18 protein-coding genes and 1 pseudogene are annotated in these 17,998 nt (G+C 69.5%); 10 read left to right on the top strand and 9 right to left on the bottom strand.

Translation table 11 applies throughout. The features are described from left to right. From cysC to AB0H78_RS12150, 4 genes and pseudogenes are all read left to right on the top strand, one after another. Complete coding sequence (cysC, locus tag AB0H78_RS12165) at positions 1-537, top strand: adenylyl-sulfate kinase (protein ID WP_363234662.1); 537 nt, start codon at positions 1-3, stop codon at positions 535-537. Next, positions 534-694 (top strand): annotated as a pseudogene (locus AB0H78_RS12160) (sulfate adenylyltransferase small subunit); the annotation flags it as partial. The gene cysC and the pseudogene AB0H78_RS12160, both read left to right, overlap by 4 nt. Positions 695-776: 82 nt before the next feature. After that, the gene (locus AB0H78_RS12155) at positions 777-917 is read left to right on the top strand and encodes a hypothetical protein (protein WP_363234685.1); all 141 of its coding nucleotides are present in this window, start codon (positions 777-779) and stop codon (positions 915-917) included. Further along, entirely contained in the window at positions 914-2,452 is a 1,539-nt protein-coding gene (locus AB0H78_RS12150) for a glycosyltransferase family 2 protein (protein ID WP_363234661.1), read from the top strand. The genes AB0H78_RS12155 and AB0H78_RS12150 overlap by 4 nt, the downstream gene beginning before the upstream one ends. A gap of 73 nt (positions 2,453-2,525) precedes the next feature. Here AB0H78_RS12150 and rlmB read toward each other — a convergent pair whose 3' ends face one another. The 6 genes from rlmB to AB0H78_RS12120 all read right to left on the bottom strand — a co-directional run bounded on the left by rlmB (position 2,526) and on the right by AB0H78_RS12120 (position 7,480). Then, entirely contained in the window at positions 2,526-3,482 is a 957-nt protein-coding gene (rlmB, locus tag AB0H78_RS12145) for a 23S rRNA (guanosine(2251)-2'-O)-methyltransferase RlmB (protein ID WP_363234247.1), read from the bottom strand. A 63-nt stretch (positions 3,483-3,545) separates the two neighbouring features. Continuing rightward, entirely contained in the window at positions 3,546-4,946 is a 1,401-nt protein-coding gene (cysS, locus tag AB0H78_RS12140; protein ID WP_363234246.1) for a cysteine--tRNA ligase, read from the bottom strand. An 89-nt stretch (positions 4,947-5,035) separates the two neighbouring features. Beyond that, entirely contained in the window at positions 5,036-5,440 is a 405-nt protein-coding gene (locus AB0H78_RS12135) for a PPOX class F420-dependent oxidoreductase (protein ID WP_363234245.1), read from the bottom strand. A gap of 54 nt (positions 5,441-5,494) precedes the next feature. Then, entirely contained in the window at positions 5,495-5,980 is a 486-nt protein-coding gene (gene ispF, locus AB0H78_RS12130) for a 2-C-methyl-D-erythritol 2,4-cyclodiphosphate synthase (RefSeq protein ID WP_363234244.1), read from the bottom strand. After that, positions 5,970-6,743, bottom strand: coding sequence for a 2-C-methyl-D-erythritol 4-phosphate cytidylyltransferase (ispD, locus tag AB0H78_RS12125; protein ID WP_363234243.1), 774 nt, complete (start codon positions 6,741-6,743; stop codon positions 5,970-5,972). The genes ispF and ispD overlap by 11 nt, the downstream gene beginning before the upstream one ends. A 254-nt stretch (positions 6,744-6,997) precedes the next feature. Further along, positions 6,998-7,480 carry a CarD family transcriptional regulator gene (locus tag AB0H78_RS12120; protein ID WP_112451967.1) on the bottom strand — a complete coding sequence of 161 codons (483 nt, stop codon included), beginning with the start codon at positions 7,478-7,480 and terminating at the stop codon, positions 6,998-7,000. Between the two features lie 547 nt (positions 7,481-8,027). On the opposite strand from AB0H78_RS12120, the gene AB0H78_RS12115 reads away from it, so the two are divergent. Beyond that, positions 8,028-8,672 carry a DUF461 domain-containing protein gene (locus tag AB0H78_RS12115; RefSeq protein ID WP_363234242.1) on the top strand — a complete coding sequence of 215 codons (645 nt, stop codon included), beginning with the start codon at positions 8,028-8,030 and terminating at the stop codon, positions 8,670-8,672. 83 nt (positions 8,673-8,755) lie between these two features. Here AB0H78_RS12115 and AB0H78_RS12110 read toward each other — a convergent pair whose 3' ends face one another. Both AB0H78_RS12110 and AB0H78_RS12105 read right to left on the bottom strand, forming a co-directional pair. Then, positions 8,756-9,436 carry a response regulator transcription factor gene (locus AB0H78_RS12110; protein WP_232268924.1) on the bottom strand — a complete coding sequence of 227 codons (681 nt, stop codon included), beginning with the start codon at positions 9,434-9,436 and terminating at the stop codon, positions 8,756-8,758. Beyond that, a complete protein-coding gene (locus AB0H78_RS12105; protein ID WP_363234241.1) occupies positions 9,433-10,716 on the bottom strand; it encodes an ATP-binding protein in 1,284 nt (427 codons plus the stop codon). The genes AB0H78_RS12110 and AB0H78_RS12105 overlap by 4 nt, the downstream gene beginning before the upstream one ends. 213 nt (positions 10,717-10,929) lie before the next feature. Between AB0H78_RS12105 and phoU the strand changes: the two genes are divergently transcribed. The 4 genes from phoU to AB0H78_RS12085 all read left to right on the top strand — a co-directional run bounded on the left by phoU (position 10,930) and on the right by AB0H78_RS12085 (position 15,733). Beyond that, positions 10,930-11,604 (top strand): phosphate signaling complex protein PhoU, encoded by a 675-nt coding sequence (gene phoU, locus AB0H78_RS12100; protein ID WP_363234240.1) that lies wholly within the window; start codon positions 10,930-10,932, stop codon positions 11,602-11,604. A 425-nt stretch (positions 11,605-12,029) separates the two neighbouring features. Continuing rightward, on the top strand, positions 12,030-14,027 hold the full coding sequence (locus AB0H78_RS12095) for a WD40 repeat domain-containing protein (protein WP_363234239.1): 1,998 nt from the start codon (positions 12,030-12,032) through the stop codon (positions 14,025-14,027). Between the two features lie 88 nt (positions 14,028-14,115). Then, positions 14,116-14,829, top strand: a complete 714-nt coding sequence (locus AB0H78_RS12090) for a hypothetical protein (RefSeq protein ID WP_363234238.1) — start codon at positions 14,116-14,118, stop codon at positions 14,827-14,829. A gap of 76 nt (positions 14,830-14,905) precedes the next feature. Continuing rightward, positions 14,906-15,733 (top strand): hypothetical protein, encoded by an 828-nt coding sequence (locus tag AB0H78_RS12085; protein ID WP_363234237.1) that lies wholly within the window; start codon positions 14,906-14,908, stop codon positions 15,731-15,733. A gap of 62 nt (positions 15,734-15,795) precedes the next feature. On the opposite strand, the gene AB0H78_RS12080 is transcribed toward AB0H78_RS12085, so the two are convergent. Continuing rightward, positions 15,796-16,557, bottom strand: a complete 762-nt coding sequence (locus AB0H78_RS12080; protein ID WP_363234236.1) for a phosphoglyceromutase — start codon at positions 16,555-16,557, stop codon at positions 15,796-15,798. 153 nt (positions 16,558-16,710) lie between these two features. Here AB0H78_RS12080 and AB0H78_RS12075 point away from each other — a divergent pair, with 153 nt between their 5' ends. Further along, positions 16,711-17,997, top strand: coding sequence for an MFS transporter (locus tag AB0H78_RS12075; RefSeq protein WP_363234235.1), 1,287 nt, complete (start codon positions 16,711-16,713; stop codon positions 17,995-17,997). Position 17,998 lies beyond the last annotated feature (1 nt).

Raw genomic sequence — 17,998 nt, 5'->3', positions numbered from 1 at the left:
ATCGGCCGCGGCGCCACGGTCTGGTTGACCGGGCTCCCCAGCTCCGGCAAGACCACCGTGGCCGAGGCCCTGGCGGCCCGGCTGCGCGCCACCCAGCACCGCGTCGAGGTCCTCGACGGTGACGAGATCCGGATCGCGTTCTCCGACAGCCTCGGCTTCAGCCGCACCGACCGGAACACCAATGTGCAGCGGATCGGGCTGGTCGCCGAGATCCTGGCGCGCAACGGCATCATCGCGGTCGTCCCGGTCATCGCCCCGTACGCGGACAGCAGGGCGGCGGTGCGCGAGCGCCACGCCAAGAGCGGCACCGCGTACTTCGAGGTGCATGTCGCCACCCCGGTGGAGGTCTGTTCCGTACGCGACGTGAAGGGTCTGTACGCCAGGCAGGCGGCCGGGGACCTGACCGGGCTCACCGGGGTCGACGATCCGTACGAACGGCCCACCGCACCGGATCTGCGGATCAACACCCAGCGGCAGACCATCGCCCAATCGGCTTACGCAGTACACCAGTTGCTCGCGGAACGGAGGATCGTATGACGCCCGCATCCGCATACGCGCTGTCCCACCTGGACTCCCTGGAGTCGGAGGCGGTCCATATCTTCCGCTGCACCTGGCGCTCAATGCCTTCGCCCCGGCGCCCGTCCCCTTCTCACTCCTCCACGTGGACACCGGGCACAACTTCCCCAAGCTCCTGACCCCCGTCCTGTCCGCGATCCAGTCGCTCCCGGCCGCCGGCCTCGTACCGCGCGCGGTGCTGCTGCAGGTGGCGGGCGCTGATGACCGCCGAGCTGCTCACCCTCGCGGCCGTCGGCGTGATCCTGCTCGTCGGCGGCGTCGTCGAATCGGCTATTTTTACACCGGTGGAGCGCCGTGTGCTGCGTACCCGAGGCCTCCTCCCCCGAGAAAGGCACCGATGACCGCTCAGACTGCCCCCGAGAACCTCAAGATCAGCGTGATCGTCCCGGTCTACAACCCGGGCCCGTTCATCGACGACCTGATCTCCTCCCTGCTGCGCCAGACCATGGCCGCGGACGAGTTCGAAGCGATCTTCGTGGACGACGGCTCGACGGACGGCACCGGCGCCCGCCTCGACGAGGTGGCCGCGGAACACGACCACATCAAGGTCGTCCACATCCCCAACTCGGGCTGGCCGTCGCGTCCGCGCAACATCGGCATCGGGCATGCGCGCGGCGAGTACGTGCAGTTCGCGGACAATGACGACTGGTTCGGCGACGAGGCACTGCACCGCCTCTACACGTACGCCAAGGAGAACGACGCCGATGTCGTCATCGGCAAGATGACGGGCGTCAACCGGAGCGTGCCGCGCGAGCTGTTCCGCAAGAACCACCCGGACGCGACCTTCGCGAATTCGCCGCTCATCGACAGCCTCACCCCGCACAAGATGTACCGCCGCTCCTTCCTCCTGGAGCACGACCTGCGCTTCCCCGAGGGCAAGCGGCGCCTGGAGGACCACGTCTTCGTGACCGCGGCGAACTTCGCGGCCAAGCGGATCTCGGTGCTCTCCGACTACACCTGCTACTACCACGTGGGCCGCCCGGACGCCTCGAACGCCGGCTTCCAGCGCTTCGACCCGGCGGGCTACTTCGGGAACCTCCGCGAGGCCCTGGACATCGTCGACGCGCATACGGAGCCGGGCGCACTCCGCGACAAGCTGCACCGTCGCTGGCTGCGGGTGGAGATCGTGGGCCGTCTCACCGGAAAGCGGTTCCTCTCCGCCCCCGCCGACTGGAACACCGACTTCTTCCGCGAGGCCCGCACGGTGGTCACCGAGCGCTTCGCGCCGGGCGTCGCGGCCGGCCTGCCCGCGATGCAGCGGGCGACGGCGGCGCTGCTCGTGCAGGACCGCCCGGATGCGGTACGGGAGCTGGCGGAGTGGGACGCCGGCCTCAAGGCGCAGGCCACGGCGGAGGCGGAGGGCTCCCCGCTGCGGATCACCGCGACGGGCGAGCTGCACACCCCCGCGGGCCCGCTCGCCTTCGTCCACACCGCCGACGGCCTGGACGCGATCCGCACGCCGGTGGCCGACCTGGACCCCGCGCTCCTGGATGTCACCAAGCGGCTGAAGTCCGCACGGATGGACATCGTGGCGCGCAGACGCGGCTCGGCGGAGGAGTGCTTCCTCCCGGTGGAGACGACAACGGAGCGGGTGGAGCTGCCCGACGGCGGCTTCCGTACGGTGCACAGCGCGGTGGCGGTGGTCACCCCGGACGCGCTCAACTCGGGCCGCAACGCAGGGACTTGGGACCTCAAGGTCCGCATCCAGAACTGCGGCTGGGCCCGCGACGCCAAGCTCCCCCTGACGCTGTACATCGCCACGAACGGCGCGCCCCCGTCCCTGACCCCGCCGGCAAAGGCCCCGTCACCGCGCCCGCCCCGCAGGTCCTTCGTCCGCCGAGCGGCAGGCAAGATCCGCCGCATGCTGAAGGGCTGAGAAACAGCGACGCGGGCCCGCACCATGCGGGCCCGCACCATGCGGGCCCGCGTCAGCCGAGATCAAGCCCGGGTCAGGCGCGGCGGCGTGCCACTTCGTACAGCACGATCCCCGCCGCGACACCCGCGTTGAGCGACTCCGCCCCACCCGGCATGGAGATCCGCACCCGGTAGTCACACGTCTCGCCCACCAGCCGCCCGAGCCCCTTGCCCTCGCTGCCGATCACGATGACGACGGGGCCGGCCAGCTGCGGCAGGTCCTCGACCGTGTGCTCGCCGTCCGCGGCGAGGCCCACGACGGTGATGCCTTCCTTCTGGTAGCCCTCCAGCGCACGGGTCAGGTTCGTCACCCGCGAGACCGGCGTACGCGCCGCCGTTCCCGCCGAGGACTTCCACGCACCGGCGGTCATGCCCGCCGCACGCCGCTCGGGCACCACGACACCGTGGCCGCCGAAAGCGGACACGGAGCGCACGATCGCGCCCAGGTTGCGCGGGTCGGTGATCCCGTCGAGCGCGACGATCAGCGGCTCCTCGCCGGCGTCGTACGCGGCCGCCGTGAGGTCCTGCGGGTGCGCGTACTCGTACGGCGGGACCTGGAGCACCAGGCCCTGGTGGTTGAGTCCGTTGGTCAGCCGGTCGAGCTCGGGCCGCGGGGCTTCCATCAGGTTGATGTTGCCGCGCGCACCGGCGAGCTGGAGCGCCTCGCGCACCCGCTCGTCGTTGTCGATGTACTGCTGGACGTACAGCGTCGTGGCCGGGACGCCGTCGCGCAGCGCCTCGAAGACCGGGTTGCGCCCGACGACCATCTCCGAGGTGCCCTTGGGGCCACCACGCCGCGGTGCGGGACGCCGGTTGGCGGCCTGCTTGGCCATGGCGTTGGCGATGCGGTTCTTCTTGTGCTTCTTACGGGCTTCGGCGGGCGGCGTCGGGCCCTTGCCCTCCAGGCCACGGCGTCGCTGGCCACCGCTGCCGACCGTCGCGCCCTTCTTGTTGGACGTGCGGCGGTTCCTGCGCTGGCTGTTCCCGGCCATGACCTACCTGTTTCGTTGCTGCTCAGTGACGTACGTATCTGAAAGTGTGCCGCGTCCGCGCCGTCAGCGCGGTCCGAGCGTCCACCGCGGCCCGTTCGGGCCGTCCTCGATGACCAGTCCGGACTGGGTCAGCTGATCGCGGATCGCGTCCGCGGTCGCCCAGTCCTTCCGGGTCCGCGCGGCCTCGCGCTGCTCCAGTACGAGCCGTACGAGGGTGTCCACGGCCCCGTGAAGGTCCTCACCGCGGTCGCCGTCGCCGGCCCAGTGCTCGTCGAGCGGGTCGAGACCCAGCACGCCCAGCATGGCCCGCACCTCGGCGAGCCGCGCCACGGCCGCTTCCTTGTCGTCGGCGGCCAGTGCGGAATTCCCCTGGCGGACCGTGGTGTGGACGATGGCGAGCGCCTGCGGCACCCCCATGTCGTCGTCCATCGCCTCGGCGAAGGCGGGCGGCACCTGGTCGGCGGGGGCGACGGCGCCCCCCGCCTTCTCGACGACGCGCTGGATGAAGCCCTCGATGCGCGCGAAGGCGGACTCGGCCTCGCGCAGGGCCTCCTCGCTGTACTCGATCATCGACCGGTAGTGCGGGGTGCCCAGGTAGTAGCGCAGGACGATGGGACGCCACTGCTTGACCATCTCGCTGACGAGCACCGAGTTGCCCAGCGACTTCGACATCTTCTCGCCGGCCATGGTGACCCAGGCGTTGTGCACCCAGTACTTCGCGAAGTCGTCGCCGAAGGCCTTGGCCTGCGCGATCTCGTTCTCGTGGTGCGGGAAGATCAGATCGATCCCGCCGCCGTGGATGTCGAAGGCGGAGCCCAGGTACTTGTGGGCCATCGCCGAGCACTCCAGGTGCCAGCCGGGCCGGCCGCGCCCCCAGGGCGTCTCCCAGTCCGGCTCGCCGGGCTTGGTGGCCTTCCACATGGCGAAGTCGCGCGAGTCCCGCTTGCCGGTGATGCCGCTCTCGGGGGGCTGGCGCAGGTCGTCGATGTCCTGGTTGCTCAGCGACAGGTACTCCGGGAAGGAGCGCACGTCGAAGTAGACGCTGCCGTCGGCCTCGTACGCGTGACCGCGCTCGATGAGGCCGCGCATCATCTCGATCATCTCGGGGACGTGCCCGGTGGCGCGGGGCTCGTACGTCGGCGGGAGGCATCCCAGCGCGTCGTAGCCGGAGTTGAAGGCGCGCTCGTTCTCGTATCCGATCGACCACCACGGGCGGCCCTGCTCCGCCGACTTCGCGATGATCTTGTCGTCGATGTCGGTGACGTTCCGTACGAAGGTGACGTCATAGCCGCGGTAGTCGAACCAGCGGCGCATGATGTCGAAGTTCAGCCCGGACCTGATGTGCCCGATGTGCGGGGCGGCCTGCACGGTGGCACCGCACAGGTAGATCGAGACACAGCCCGCGGTGAGCGGGTTGAAGTCACGGATCTGCCGGGCGCTGGTGTCGTACAGACGAATGGTCACCCCTACAGGGTAGTGGCCCCATAGCAGTGCCCCGCGACCGTTTGGGCCACGGGGCACCGAAGTGTGAGGGAACGGTCGTCCCGGACGGCTCAGATCCGGCCGACGACCTTGCGCGGCGTGATCCGGACGACGACGCGCTCGGCGTCTTTCGCGGAGTCCGCGTTGAACTCCGCGTACTTCTTCCCGACGTACTTCACCGCCAGCTCGTCGATCAGCTCCTGCCCGCCCTCGGTGGTGAGCGTGGCGGTGCCGCGGATCTCGGCGTAGCTGTACGGGGCGTCGAAGGGCTGCAGCAGCACGGTGACGCGCGGGTCGCGGCGGAGGTTCTTCTCCTTGCGGCGGCCCACGGTCGTCGAGATCAGCACGTCGTCGCCGTCGCGCTTGACCCAGACCGGCGAGACCTGGGGCGATCCGTCGGGCTGGATGGTGGCGATGTTGACGAAGACGGGGCTGTCGAGCAGCTGCTTGATCTGGTCACTGAGTGCGGCAGACACGGGGATGTCCTCCAGAGCGGTGGGGTACGGAACGGGTTCCCCATCCCTACCGCTCTAGACCCGTACGACCAAGGCTGTCGCGATCGCGGCGAGCCCTTCCTCGCGCCCGGTGAAGCCGAGCCCGTCCGTGGTCGCGCCGGACAGCGAGACGGGTGCGCCGACGGCGGCGGAGAGGACCTTCTGCGCCTCGTCGCGCCGCTTGCCGATCTTCGGGCGTACGCCGACGACCTGGACGGCGACGTTCCCGATGTCGAAACCGGCCTCGCGCACGATCCGCGCCGCCTCGGTGAGCAGCGTGATCCCCGAGGCGCCGGACCATTCGGGCCGTCCGGTGCCGAAGTGGGCGCCGAGATCGCCGAGGCCCGCGGCGGAGAAGAGCGCGTTGCAGGCGGCGTGCGCGGCGACATCCGCGTCGGAGTGCCCGGCGAGACCGTCGCCCTCGCCCTCCCACAGAAGCCCCGCGACCCACAGCTCGCGGCCCTCCTCGAAGGCGTGGATGTCGGTCCCGATCCCCACGAGGGGGAGGTTGCTAATAGCCATCGTTGGCCCTCCTGCGTGCGAGTACCGCCTCGGCCAGCACCAGATCCAGCGGCCGGGTCACCTTGAAGGCTTCCTCGTGTCCGGGTACGACGACGACCTGCACGCCCAGCTGCTCGACCATGCTCGCGTCGTCGGTGACGTCCTGGGTGACCGTGGCGTGCGCCCTGGCCAGCAGGGCGCGGTCGAAGCCCTGCGGGGTCTGTACGGCGCGCAGCAGCGCGCGCTGCGGGGTCGCCACGACCGGCTCGGGGGATCCGGGGGCATCGGCGGGGGCCGGCTCGACCTGCTTGACGGTGTCGGCGAGCGGGAGCGCGGGGACGACGGCGGGGGCGCCGTCGCGTACCGCCTGGATCACCGCGTCGACGGTGTCGACGGGGACGAGCGGGCGGGCCGCGTCGTGCACCAGGACGGTGGTGATGTCGGCCGGCAGGGCTTCGAGTCCCAGCCGTACGGACTCCTGGCGGCTGTCGCCGCCGGGGACGACCAGGAAGTCGGTGCGCTCGGGCAGCGGGTGCTCCGCGAGGAGGTTCTTGACCTCCACGGCGCCGTCCGGCGGGGCCACGACGACGACCAGCGAAACGGCTCTGGAGTTCGCCATGGCGCGGATCGCGTGGATCAGCATGGGGGTGCCGTTGAGGGTCCGCAGCGCCTTGGGGGCGCCGGGGCCGAGCCGTACGCCGCGGCCGGCCGCGGGGATCACTGCGGCGGTGCGATGGGGGGCGGCCCGGGGGCGCTCAGGGGCCGCCGGGAGCTCTTCTGACATCGATTGCGCGTTCAGGGTTTGTGTCCTCAGCCGAGGTGGGTATGGCCACAGCGAGCCAGGTACGAGGCCCTTGACCGGGCCCTTCCGTGACAGCCGGTCGAGAAGCCGAGTGGTGGCGCGGGTGCGAGGAAAGCATGTCGTGCTGCATTTCTCCGCAGGAAGCAGCGACGAAAACAACATGCCGCAGCGCCCGGCGACACAGCGGAATGTGTGTCATCGGGCGCCACGGCAGTGCTGTGTCTAACGGTGCAGCGTCAGGACGCGAGGACCTCGTCGAGCAGAGCCTCGGCCTTGTCTTCGTTCGTGTTCTCCGCGAGAGCGAGCTCACTCACCAGGATCTGGCGGGCCTTGGCGAGCATGCGCTTCTCACCTGCGGAGAGACCGCGCTCACGCTCGCGACGCCACAGGTCGCGTACTACTTCGGCGACCTTGATGACATCGCCGGAGGCGAGCTTCTCGAGATTTGCCTTGTAGCGACGGGACCAGTTCGTGGGCTCTTCGGCAAACGGTGCGCGCAGCACCTCGAAGACCCGCTCCAGCCCGTCCTGACCGACTACGTCGCGAACGCCTACGAACTCCGCATTGTCCGCAGGCACACGAACAGTCAAGTCGCCCTGAGCGACCTTGAGCACCAAGTAGGTCTTGTCCACGCCTTTGATCTGGCGAGTTTCGATAGCCTCGATCAGCGCGGCCCCGTGATGGGGATAGACCACGGTGTCGCCAACCTTGAACGTCATGTGACAGGTACCCCTTCCGTGGCTATCCAGGGTAACACGGAAACCGCCTCTTCTGAATGGCGTTTTCGCAGGTCAGGGCATATCTCGGGGCTTGACAACTGCAACAGGAACGTGCTGCGGACGGCTTCCGGAAGCGGGTATTCGCAGGTCGGAGCGGCTGCGCGGGTGGAGAGAAACGCGCAGGTTACACGTACCGGAACACCCCTCCTAGGGGTCGAAAGTCCCGGTTTGCCTGGTTCCAATCGGTGAACTTGCCGTACTTCGTTCGGAGCCCGATCACCCGTACGGATCGAATCAGGGGAATTGATCACCGCCATTTCCGGTGGCGAATCAGAATTGATCACGAGGCTTATGTGGACACCACACGAAACGGCAGGATCGGCGGCGGCGCGGGAGCTCCGCGGTGAACGGGGCGGCCCTCAGGGGCGGGTCGGGTGCGGGGGCCGGGTAGGGGCTCGGTAACCTGAGCCCGCTGACACACCCTTAGGGCGGCTTTACGCCGCTCGCTCCACCCTCCTGTCCGTACGTCCTAGGAGTTGCCGCCGCCGTGAGCCGCAGCCTTCGACGCGGCGCCCTCGCCGCGTCCGCCATCGTGGTCTCGATCGCCTCCCTGTCCGCCTGCGCTGCCGGGAACGACGCCCAGACGCTCGGCGTGAGGCCGGACAACGCCGCCACCTCGGTCGGCGAACTCAAGCTCCAGAACGTCAACGTGATCACGCAGCCGGACGGCGCTGCCGGCCCGGCCGTCATCTCCGCCACGATCTTCAACAACGGCACCGCACCGCAGACCCTCGACTCGATCGCGGTCAAGGGCTACGACGGCAAGGTGGCGCTGCACGCGGCCAAGGGCGGCGGCCCGATCACCCTGCCCCCGCAGGGCAAGGTCGTGCTCGGCGGCAAGGGCAACGCCTCCGCGGTGCTCGCGGACGGCAGCGCAGCCGCGACCGACGGCAACGCGCAGCTGGTCACGTTCTCCTTCAGCGACGCGGGCGAGGTGCCGCTGCGGGCCTTCGTCGTCCCGGCGACGAGCTACTTCGAGGGCTTCGGCCCGAGCAGCATCCCGGCCACCCCGAAGCCGAAGCCGTCCCCGAAGGAGACCCCCGCGGGGGAAGCCTCGAACACCGCGTCGCCGAACCCGGGCGACGCGGCGTCGGCCACGACGGGCGCGACGACCGGCACGACGGGCAACTGACCGTACGCACGCACGAAGGTGCCCCCGCCGGAAGCTTCCGGCGGGGGCACCTTCGTTGTTGGTCTGGGTTGGCCCGGCTCTCTTTACGGCTCGAACTTGTAGCCCAGCCCCCGGACCGTCACCAGATACCTGGGCGCACCCGGGTCCGGTTCGATCTTGGCGCGCAGGCGCTTGACGTGGACGTCCAGGGTCTTGGTGTCGCCGACGTAGTCCGCGCCCCAGACCCGGTCGATCAGCTGCATACGGGTCAGCACGCGGCCCGCGTTGCGCAGCAGCATCTCCAGGAGGTCGAACTCCTTGAGCGGGAGGTCGACCTTGCCGCCCGAGACGGTGACCACGTGGCGGTCGACGTCCATGCGGACCGGGCCGGCCTCCAGGGCCGCCGGGGTGACCTCCTCCGGCTCGCCGCGGCGGCGCAGGACCGCACGGATGCGGGCCACCAGCTCCCGCGAGGAGAAGGGCTTGGTCACGTAGTCGTCGGCTCCTATTTCCAGCCCGACGACCTTGTCGATCTCGCTGTCCTTGGCGGTGACCATGATCACCGGGACGTTGGACCGGCCTCGCAGCTGGCGGCAGACTTCCGTGCCGGGCAGGCCCGGCAGCATCAGGTCGAGCAGGACGAGGTCGGCGCCGTTGCGCTCGAACTCGTCCAGGCCCTCGGGGCCCGTGGCCGCGATGGCGACCTCGAAACCCTCCTTGCGGAGCATGTAGGACAGGGCGTCGCTGAAGGATTCCTCATCCTCTACGACAAGCACTCGGGTCACTGGTGGACCTCCGGGGCAGGAATGGGTTCGGAAAGGAAGGTCTCGTACGGCCGGCTGTCGGCGTCGCCGTCTTCGTCTTCGTTGTCGACGACGGGGGTGCCCGCGCGCGTCACAGTGCTGCGGTCCCGTACGGAGCCGGACTCCGGCAGCCGCAGGGTGAAGGTGGAGCCCTGTCCCTCGGAGCTCCACACGGTGACCTCCCCGCCGTGCGAGGCGGCCACGTGTTTGACGATGGCGAGACCCAGTCCGGTGCCTCCCGTGGCACGGGAGCGGGCCGGGTCGACGCGGTAGAAGCGCTCGAAGACGCGCTCGCGGTCCTTCTCGGAGATGCCGAGTCCCTGGTCGGTGACGGCTATCTCGATGAGGTCCCCGCCGGGGGCGGCCACGCGGCGGCCCGCGATGCCGACCCGGGTGCGGGCCGGGGAGTAGTTGACGGCGTTCTCGACGAGATTGCCGAGAGCGGCTGCGAGCTGGCCGCGGTTGCCCCAGACGTACAGGTCGGCGGTGCCGCCCGCGGCCATCGTGATCTGTTTCGTACCGGCCTGGTGGCGGCAGCGGTCGATGGCCTCGGCGACCAGGGTGTCCACCCTGACCGGTTCGGCATCCTCCAGGGGGTCGTCGTTCTGGACCCGGGAGAGGTCGATGAGCTCTTGGACCAGATTGGTGAGGCGGGTCGCCTCGATCTGCATCCGGCCCGCGAAACGCTCGACCGCCTCGGGGTCCTCGGAGGCGTCCATGACGGCCTCGGAGAGGAGGGAGAGGGCGCCGGTGGGGGTCTTCAGCTCATGGCTGACGTTGGCGACGAAGTCGCGCCGTACCGCTTCGATACGGCGGGCCTCGGTGAGGTCCTCCACCAGCAGGAGCACGAGCCGGGAGCCGAGCGGGGCGACCCGGGCGGAGACCGCCAGGGCCTCGCCCCGGCCGGTGCCCCGGCGCGGGAGATCCAGCTCGACCTGGCGTATCTCGCCGTCGCGGCGGGTGTCACGGGCCATGTGGAGCATGGGCTCCACGGCCAGCTTCCCGCCTCTGACCAGGCCGAGTGCGTACGCAGCCGAGCTGGCCTTGACCACGGAGTCGCTCTCGTCGAGCACGACCGCGGAGGAGCGGAGCACGGACAGCACCGTGTCCACGCCGGGTGGGAGTACGGCGTCGGTATGCAGGGAGGTCCGGGTGGGGCGGGCCTGGTCGCGCTCGCTCCAGCGGAACGCCAGCACGGCGATGACGCCGGTGCACAACCCGGCGATCGCGCTTGCTGCGGCGACCGCCGCGTTCACGTCCATGCCTCAAGGTTATGCGCCGCCGCCGACACTTCCCCAGCCAAACGGGTGGCTGCTCGAACGTTCGTCGCCCAGAGTTCACCGAGGGGATGGGGTTGGTTCACTTGGGGGGGCCGAAACGGACGCGTGGGCGGGCGAAAGTGGGAACGTAGGGGGACCAGAGCCCCCGGAATGACCGAAAGGCCCTGAGCAGGGACCGTAAGAGAGGGACTGTCGATGCGGGACGCGTACCACGAGGAACTTGACTCGATCGGCGAAGGCCTGGTCGAGATGGCCCGGCTGGTCGGGTCGGCGATCGGGCGGGCCACGACGGCCATGCTGGACGCCGATCTGAAGCTCGCCGAGAGCGTGATCGCCGCGGACCAGAAGGTGGACGACCTCCAGCACGATCTCGAGGCACGGGCGATAGCCCTGCTGGCACGCCAGCAGCCGGTCGCCACCGACCTGCGGATCGTGGTCACGTCGCTGCGCATGAGCGCGGACCTGGAGCGCTCCGGAGATCTGGCGCAGCACGTCGCGAAACTGACCCGGCTGCGGTACCCGCAGACGGCGGTGCCGCGCGATCTGCACGCCACGATCCTGGAGATGGGTCAGCTGGCGCAGCGCCTGATGGCGAAGGCCGCGGAGGTCATCATCACCAAGGACGTCGATCTGGCACTCCAGCTGGAGACGGACGACGACGAGATGGACCTGCTGCACCGCACGCTGTTCCAGCACCTGATGGACGACCGCTGGAAGCACGGCATCGAGACGGCGGTGGACGTCACGCTGCTCGGCCGTTACTACGAGCGCTTCGCCGATCATGCGGTGTCGGTCGCGAAGAGGGTCGTCTTCCTGGTGACGGGCGAGCACGCGGACGAGGTACAGGCGGCCGCCGTCGACGGGGCCTGAGCCACGACGGGCTGTCGTGAATGAGCCCGTGCGCCGTTGATGCGCCTACGTGGGTGGGTATGGGATGGGGGCAGGCGGTGCTCCTCCGTACGTACCGCCTAGGAGGAGGAACCCATGGCCGATTCCCCCACGACCTCTACCGCTCAGCAGGGCCCTGTTGAAGTGGTCTTCCTGCCCGTGCTCGGCGCCTGCGGCTGCGGCTCCGGTTGCGGCTGCGGCTGTCAGTCCGGGGCGCCCTGCCAGTGCGGCGGGTGCCACGGCTGAGTCGCGTACCCGAAGCGGAAAGGGCCCCGTCCGGCACCGGACGGGGCCCTTTCGCGTACGTCCCCCAGAAACCCGGTCCCCAACTGTCACTGGCGTCGCATACGCTGCGAGCCGGCGGGGGCGCTTTCACAAGTTCATCACCCTGGGGGGTACGAAACATCGTGCGCAGACGCACACTCACGGCCGCGACAGCGCTCGCGGTTCTCTTCAGCTCGGCAACGCTGAGCGTCGTGGCCGCCGGACCGGCCGCTGCCGACACCGCGAAGGTCCTCTCCCTGAAGTCCGCGGGAGACGTCGTCGTGGACGGCGTCCACCAGCGGGTCTACATCTCCGACCCGACCGCGGGCAAGATCGTCGTCACCGACTACGCGGGCACGGCGGTTGCCACGCTCACCGGTCTGACCGGCGTGGACGGTCTGGCGCTCTCCGACGACTCCGGTCAGCTCTACGCGGCCGTGGCCGGCACGGACCGGATCGTGTCCGTGGAGACGTCCACGTACACCCAGACCACGAGCTACGACCTGGGCGGTGCGGACAGTCCGCACGATCTCGCGCCGGCGAGCGGCAAGCTGTGGTTCTCCTACGGCGCTGCCCCCGACGGAGCGATCGGTTCGCTGGACCTTTCCGGCGCGGAGCCCGTCGTGACACTGGCGCAGGACGGGGAGCCCTCGTTCTACTCGGCGCCCGTGCTGGCCTCCGACCCCGACTCGGGTGTCCTCGTCGCCGGTGACGAGGACACCACCTCCGGTGCCCTCGCGGTGTACGACGTCTCGGGCGGGACCGCAGTCCTGCGCGCGTACAAGGGGGTCGACGCGACCTTCTTCGACCAGCTCGCGGTGTCGCCGGACGGCACGCAGGTCGTGACGGCCAGCGGCTACCCGTACGCCCACCCCGCGTTCTCCACCACCGACCTCTCCGAGGTCGGCCGTTATCCGTCGGGCGACTACGGCTCCGGCGTTGCGCTTGCCCCTGACGGCACCGTCGCTGCGGGCACCTCGTCCTGGTACGGCCCGGACATCCACGTCTACCGGCAGGGCAGCACCACGCCCCTCCGCGAGTACGACTTCCCCAACACCGGTGGCACCTCCGGCGGCGACACCCTGGCCGACGGGGCCCTCGCCTGGGCCCCTGACGGCAGCCGGATCTTCGCCGTGTCGGTGAACAGCGACAACGTGTACACGTTGCGCGTGCTCACCGACCCGAACAGGTCGCTCCCGACGGTCACGGTCTCGGCTCCCACCAGCGCGCCGCGCGCCAAGGCGCTGACGGTCACCGGCAAGATCACCGCGACCGTGCCCGTCCCCGTCGGCACCCCGCTGACGGTGACGCGCACGGACCTCGACTACCCCAAGGGCAAGGCGCTACCGGCCGTCACCACCAAGGCGGGTGGCGCGTTCTCCTTCACCGACACCCCGCCGACCGGCGGCACCGTGACGTACAAGGTCACGTACGCGGGCGACGCCACGCACTCGGCGACGAGCGGCTCCGACAAGGTCGCGGTCTCGCGCACCACGCCCGGCATCTGGCTGACCAACAACAAGAAGATCTTCACGTACGGGAAGCCGGTCTCCTTCACCGCGACCCTCGGTACGACGTACAAGAACCGCACCTTGAAGATCTACGCGGACCGCGCCGGCGACGGCAAGGGCCGCTACCTGATCAAGTCCGGCACCGTGAACAGCGCGGGCAAGATCTCCGGCACGCTGAACATGTACCGCGACTCGTCCGTCTACGCCGTGTACGACGGCGACGCACGGACCGCGCCGAGGACGCTGGCGGTGTGGGCGGGTGGCCAGGCGAAGGTCGCCACGTCGATCTCGCGGCAGTACAAGAACGCCAAGATCGGCTCGACGACGTACGCCTATGTGCACAAGACGTCGGAGCCGTACTTCAACACGGAGATGAACCCCTACCCGGGCCGCAAGCAGCGGATGGATGTCCAGGTCTACTACCAGGGCGCCTGGCGCAGCAGCGACTCGGAGTACTTCACGCTCAGCTCGTCCGGCCGGACGGTCGTCAACCTGGGCAAGCCGGGGTCGAGTTCGGTGGGCTACAAGTTCCGCTTCCGGTCGGCGTACATCAAGGGCGCCGGCTACTCGGGCGACGGTGTGAACTCGACGGCCTACGGGTCGTGGAAGTACATGTACGTCACCAACTGACGCCTGACACCGAGAAAACAGGCAGCAGCCCCGTCCGCACGCAAGGTGCGGACGGGGCTGTCCGCCGCACGGACCTGGGGGGGGTCTTGTGCGAAGACTGACATCGGCATCCGCGACGGCGGCCCTGACCTGCCTGCTGGTGGGCGCCGCCGCGACCGGCTGTACGGACGGCGGCACCACGGAGAAGCGCTCCGCGGACCAGATGCTCGACGATGCGAATGGCGCGATGCGCGCGCTGAAATCGGTGACCGTCGACAGGGTCGGCAACGGGACGACCAGCCGTCTGACGACCGATCTCAAGAACAGCTGTGCGTTCAAGACGACTTCGGCCAAGGGCGCCGTCCTTGAACAGATCCGGATCGACGATACGGATTACGTCCGCCCGAACCGCGCCTACGTCGAGGCGTGGAACCGTCGAAGGGCCGACGCGACCCACCAGACCTTCCCGACCGACGCGGCCAGGCAGAAGCGCTGGATCAAGACCCCCTCCAGCGAATCGCGGCCGAGCGACGGCCTCACCGAGTGCACCTACCCGTTCGCCTCTTTCGGCAAAGCGGCCAAGGGCGAACCGACCAAGGTCAACAGCACCCCGGCGGTTCCGCTGGTGGTGACCGACAAGGCGGACAAGGGCGGCATCTTTACCTTCTACGTCGCCACCGAGGGCAAGCCCTACATCCTCAAGGTGGCCTACAAGGGCCCCACATTCGGCACCTCCACCACCACGTACAGCGCCTTCGACGAGCCGCTGAGCGTGCGGCCCCCGGCCGACGCCGACGTACTGGACTTGAGCGACATCAGCTGAGGGGGACGCGATGCAGAACGGGACGGGGCGCACGGGGCGGAGATGGTGGTGGCCCCGTAGGCGGCGGAGGGCACGGGTGGTTCCCCGCACGGTGGGTGAGAAGGCGTGGGTACGCCCCGAGCCGTCCGACGCGTGTCCCGTGCCGCCCGGGCACCAGGAGTGGATCGAGACGTGGATGCGCTGGTGCGTGAAGGAGTTCGGCACCGCTCCGCTGCGCAAGGCGGTCGCACTGCCCGGACCCGAGCTTCTCCCCGTGGGATTCGAGGCATCCCAGGAGCAGACCGAGCAACTGGTGCGGCGCGTCGGGGCGATCATGGGAGCGGACCCCGACGGCATCACGATCTCGCTCTTCGAGAGCGCACCGGACGACGCGCGCTCCCCGTTGAGCAGCCGAGATCGCCACAGGACGGTCGGGCTCTACCGGAAGGTCGACGGGCGCGCGCAGATCGAGCTCGACATCCGGGAGGCCGAGGAACCGCCCGTTTTCGCGGCGGTGATCGCCCACGAGCTCGGTCACGCGCGGCTGCTCGGCGAGAACCGGATTGAGGGGCTGAGCGTGGACGGCGAACTGCTGACCGACCTGGTCACCGTCTATCTCGGCATGGGCGTCTTCACCGCCAATGCGGCTTACCACTTCACCAAGGCGTCCCAGGGATTCTCGGTCGTTCCGCTGGGTGACCTCACGGACCGGATGCTTACGGGAACGCGCGATGCATCCCAACGGCTCGGCTATCTCACCGACCGCCAGTTCGGCTATGCGCTGGCCTACTACAGCGTGCTCAGGGGCGAACTCGACCCCGCGTGGGCCGGACACCTGAACGCCGGCGTCCGCGTCGTACTGCGCCAGGGCCTCCGGCACCTCGCAAGCCGGCCGCGCGTCCGCCGGGATGCCCTGCCCGAGTAGGACCACCCAAAAAGCCCCCAGCCGGCGGAGAAACCGCAGGCAGGGGGCTTGATCGGGGCTGGTTACTTCTTCTTGCCCTGGTTCTTGACCGCCTCGATGGCCGCGGCTGCCGCGTCCGGGTCGAGGTAGGTGCCGCCCGGCTTCAGCGGCTTGAAGTCGGCGTCCAACTCGTAGGCGAGCGGGATGCCGGTGGGGATGTTCAGGCCCGCGATGTCCGCGTCGGAGACGCCGTCCAGGTGCTTGACCAGGGCGCGGAGGCTGTTGCCGTGGGCGGCGATCAGGACCGTCTTGCCGGACAGGAGGTCCGGGACGATGCCGTCGTACCAGTACGGGAGCATCCGGTCGACGACGTCCTTGAGGCACTCCGTGCGGGGGCGCAGCTCCGGCGGGATCGTCGCGTAGCGCGGGTCCTCGGACTGGGAGAACTCGGTGCCGTCCTCGAGGGCGGGCGGCGGGGTGTCGTACGAGCGGCGCCAGAGCATGAACTGCTCCTCGCCGAACTCGGCCAGGGTCTGCGCCTTGTCCTTGCCCTGGAGGGCGCCGTAGTGGCGCTCGTTCAGGCGCCAGCTGCGGTGGACCGGGATCCAGTGGCGGTCGGCGGACTCGAGCGCGAGGTTCGCGGTGCGGATCGCGCGCTTCTGGAGCGAGGTGTGCAGTACGTCGGGGAGCAGGCCGGCGTCCTTGAGCAGCTCACCGCCGCGGACCGCCTCCTTCTCGCCCTTCTCGGTGAGATTGACGTCCACCCAGCCGGTGAACAGGTTCTTCGCGTTCCATTCGCTCTCGCCGTGGCGGAGGAGGATCAGCTTGTACGGTGCGTCGGCCATGTGTCCGAGCCTAATCGACGGTACGGGGGCTCCGCGCGCGCAGCCGAGGGGCGGACAGTTGACTGCTGCCGTCAATTGAGTGGCGTTCGGGCGTGAACTGTATGTAAGTTGCGGAGCACTGCTGAGCCACTTACATCCCTGGGGGGATCCCGCATGTCTGTCGACAGCCTGAGACGTGCCGCGCGCGAGAGCGTGAGCGGGCTGCCCAGGGAGTTCTGGTGGCTGTGGGCCAGCACACTGGTGAACCGGCTCGGGGCGTTCGTCGCCACCTTCATGGCGCTGTACCTGACCCTGGACCAGGGATATTCGGCCTCGTACGCGGGGCTCGTCGCCTCCTTGCACGGGCTCGGCGGCGTCGTCTCCTCCCTGGGCGCCGGGGTCATGACCGACCGGCTCGGGCGGCGGCCGACGATGCTGATCGCGCAGGTCTCCACCGCGCTGTCCGTCGCCCTGCTCGGGTTCATGAAGGATCCGGCCGCCATCGCGGGCGTCGCCTTCCTGGTCGGCATGGCGAGCAATGCCTCGCGGCCCGCCGTGCAGGCGATGATGGCCGACATCGTGAAGCCCGAGGATCGGGTGCGGGCCTTCTCGCTGAACTACTGGGCGATCAACCTGGGGTTCGCCGTGTCCTCGATGGGGGCCGGGCTCATCGCCCAGTACAGCTATCTCGCGGGCTTCATGGGCGAGGCCGCGATGACGCTGGCCTGTGCGGTGCTGGTCTTCGCCAAGATTCCGGAGTCGCGGCCCGAGCGGACGGCGAAGGAAGCCGCCGCCGAGCCCAGCGTGGGCATGGGGACCGTGCTGCGCGACGGACGGTTCATGAGTGTCGTCGGGCTGTCCTTTCTCGTCGCGCTGATCTTTCAGCAGGGGTTCGTCGGGCTGCCGGTCGCCATGGGCGCGGCCGGGTTCAGCAGTGCCGACTACGGGATGGCCGTCGCGGTGAACGGCGTGCTGATCGTCGCGCTGCAGATTCCGGTGACGCGGTTCATCGAACACCGCGACCCGCGGCGGCTGTTGATCATCTCGTCGGTGCTCGCGGGGTACGGATTCGGGCTGACCGCCTTCGCCGGTTCGGTCGGGATGTACGCGCTGACCATCTGCGTCTGGACGCTCGCCGAGATCGTCAACGCGCCTACGCAGACCGGGCTCGTGGTGCGGCTCTCGCCCACCCATGGGCGCGGGCGCTACCAGGGCATGTACACGATGTCGTGGGCAGTGGCCGCACTCGTCGCCCCGCTGATGTCGGGACTGGTGATCGACCGGTTCGGCGCGGAGTGGCTGTGGGGCATGTGCGCGGTCCTCGGGACCGTGGCGGGCGCCGGGTACTGGCTGTTGATGCGGACGCTGTCCGACGAAAAGGAGCAGGCGGGACCGGTGGTCGAGGGCGCGGCCGCCGTCGCGCCCGCCGCCTCCCCCGCCGGATCCGCGGCGGCTGCGTAAG

Origin of the sequence: Streptomyces sp. NPDC050738 (genome assembly GCF_040654175.1) — a bacterium.
In the GTDB taxonomy this organism is placed as follows: domain Bacteria; phylum Actinomycetota; class Actinomycetes; order Streptomycetales; family Streptomycetaceae; genus Streptomyces.
The sequence above is the reverse complement of the archived record's forward strand: the minus strand, read 5'-3'. Positions and strand labels throughout refer to the sequence as shown.

Coding starts and splice junctions, on each gene's coding strand:
- AB0H78_RS12120 (WP_112451967.1), bottom strand. CDS start 7,480: ATGACGTTCAAGGTTGGCGACACCGTGGTCTATCCCCATCACGGGGCC.
- AB0H78_RS12155 (WP_363234685.1), top strand. CDS start 777: ATGACCGCCGAGCTGCTCACCCTCGCGGCCGTCGGCGTGATCCTGCTC.
- ispD (WP_363234243.1), bottom strand. CDS start 6,743: ATGTCAGAAGAGCTCCCGGCGGCCCCTGAGCGCCCCCGGGCCGCCCCC.
- phoU (WP_363234240.1), top strand. CDS start 10,930: ATGCGGGACGCGTACCACGAGGAACTTGACTCGATCGGCGAAGGCCTG.
- AB0H78_RS12080 (WP_363234236.1), bottom strand. CDS start 16,557: ATGGCCGACGCACCGTACAAGCTGATCCTCCTCCGCCACGGCGAGAGC.
- AB0H78_RS12075 (WP_363234235.1), top strand. CDS start 16,711: ATGTCTGTCGACAGCCTGAGACGTGCCGCGCGCGAGAGCGTGAGCGGG.
- rlmB (WP_363234247.1), bottom strand. CDS start 3,482: ATGGCCGGGAACAGCCAGCGCAGGAACCGCCGCACGTCCAACAAGAAG.
- AB0H78_RS12150 (WP_363234661.1), top strand. CDS start 914: ATGACCGCTCAGACTGCCCCCGAGAACCTCAAGATCAGCGTGATCGTC.
- ispF (WP_363234244.1), bottom strand. CDS start 5,980: ATGGCTATTAGCAACCTCCCCCTCGTGGGGATCGGGACCGACATCCAC.
- AB0H78_RS12105 (WP_363234241.1), bottom strand. CDS start 10,716: ATGGACGTGAACGCGGCGGTCGCCGCAGCAAGCGCGATCGCCGGGTTG.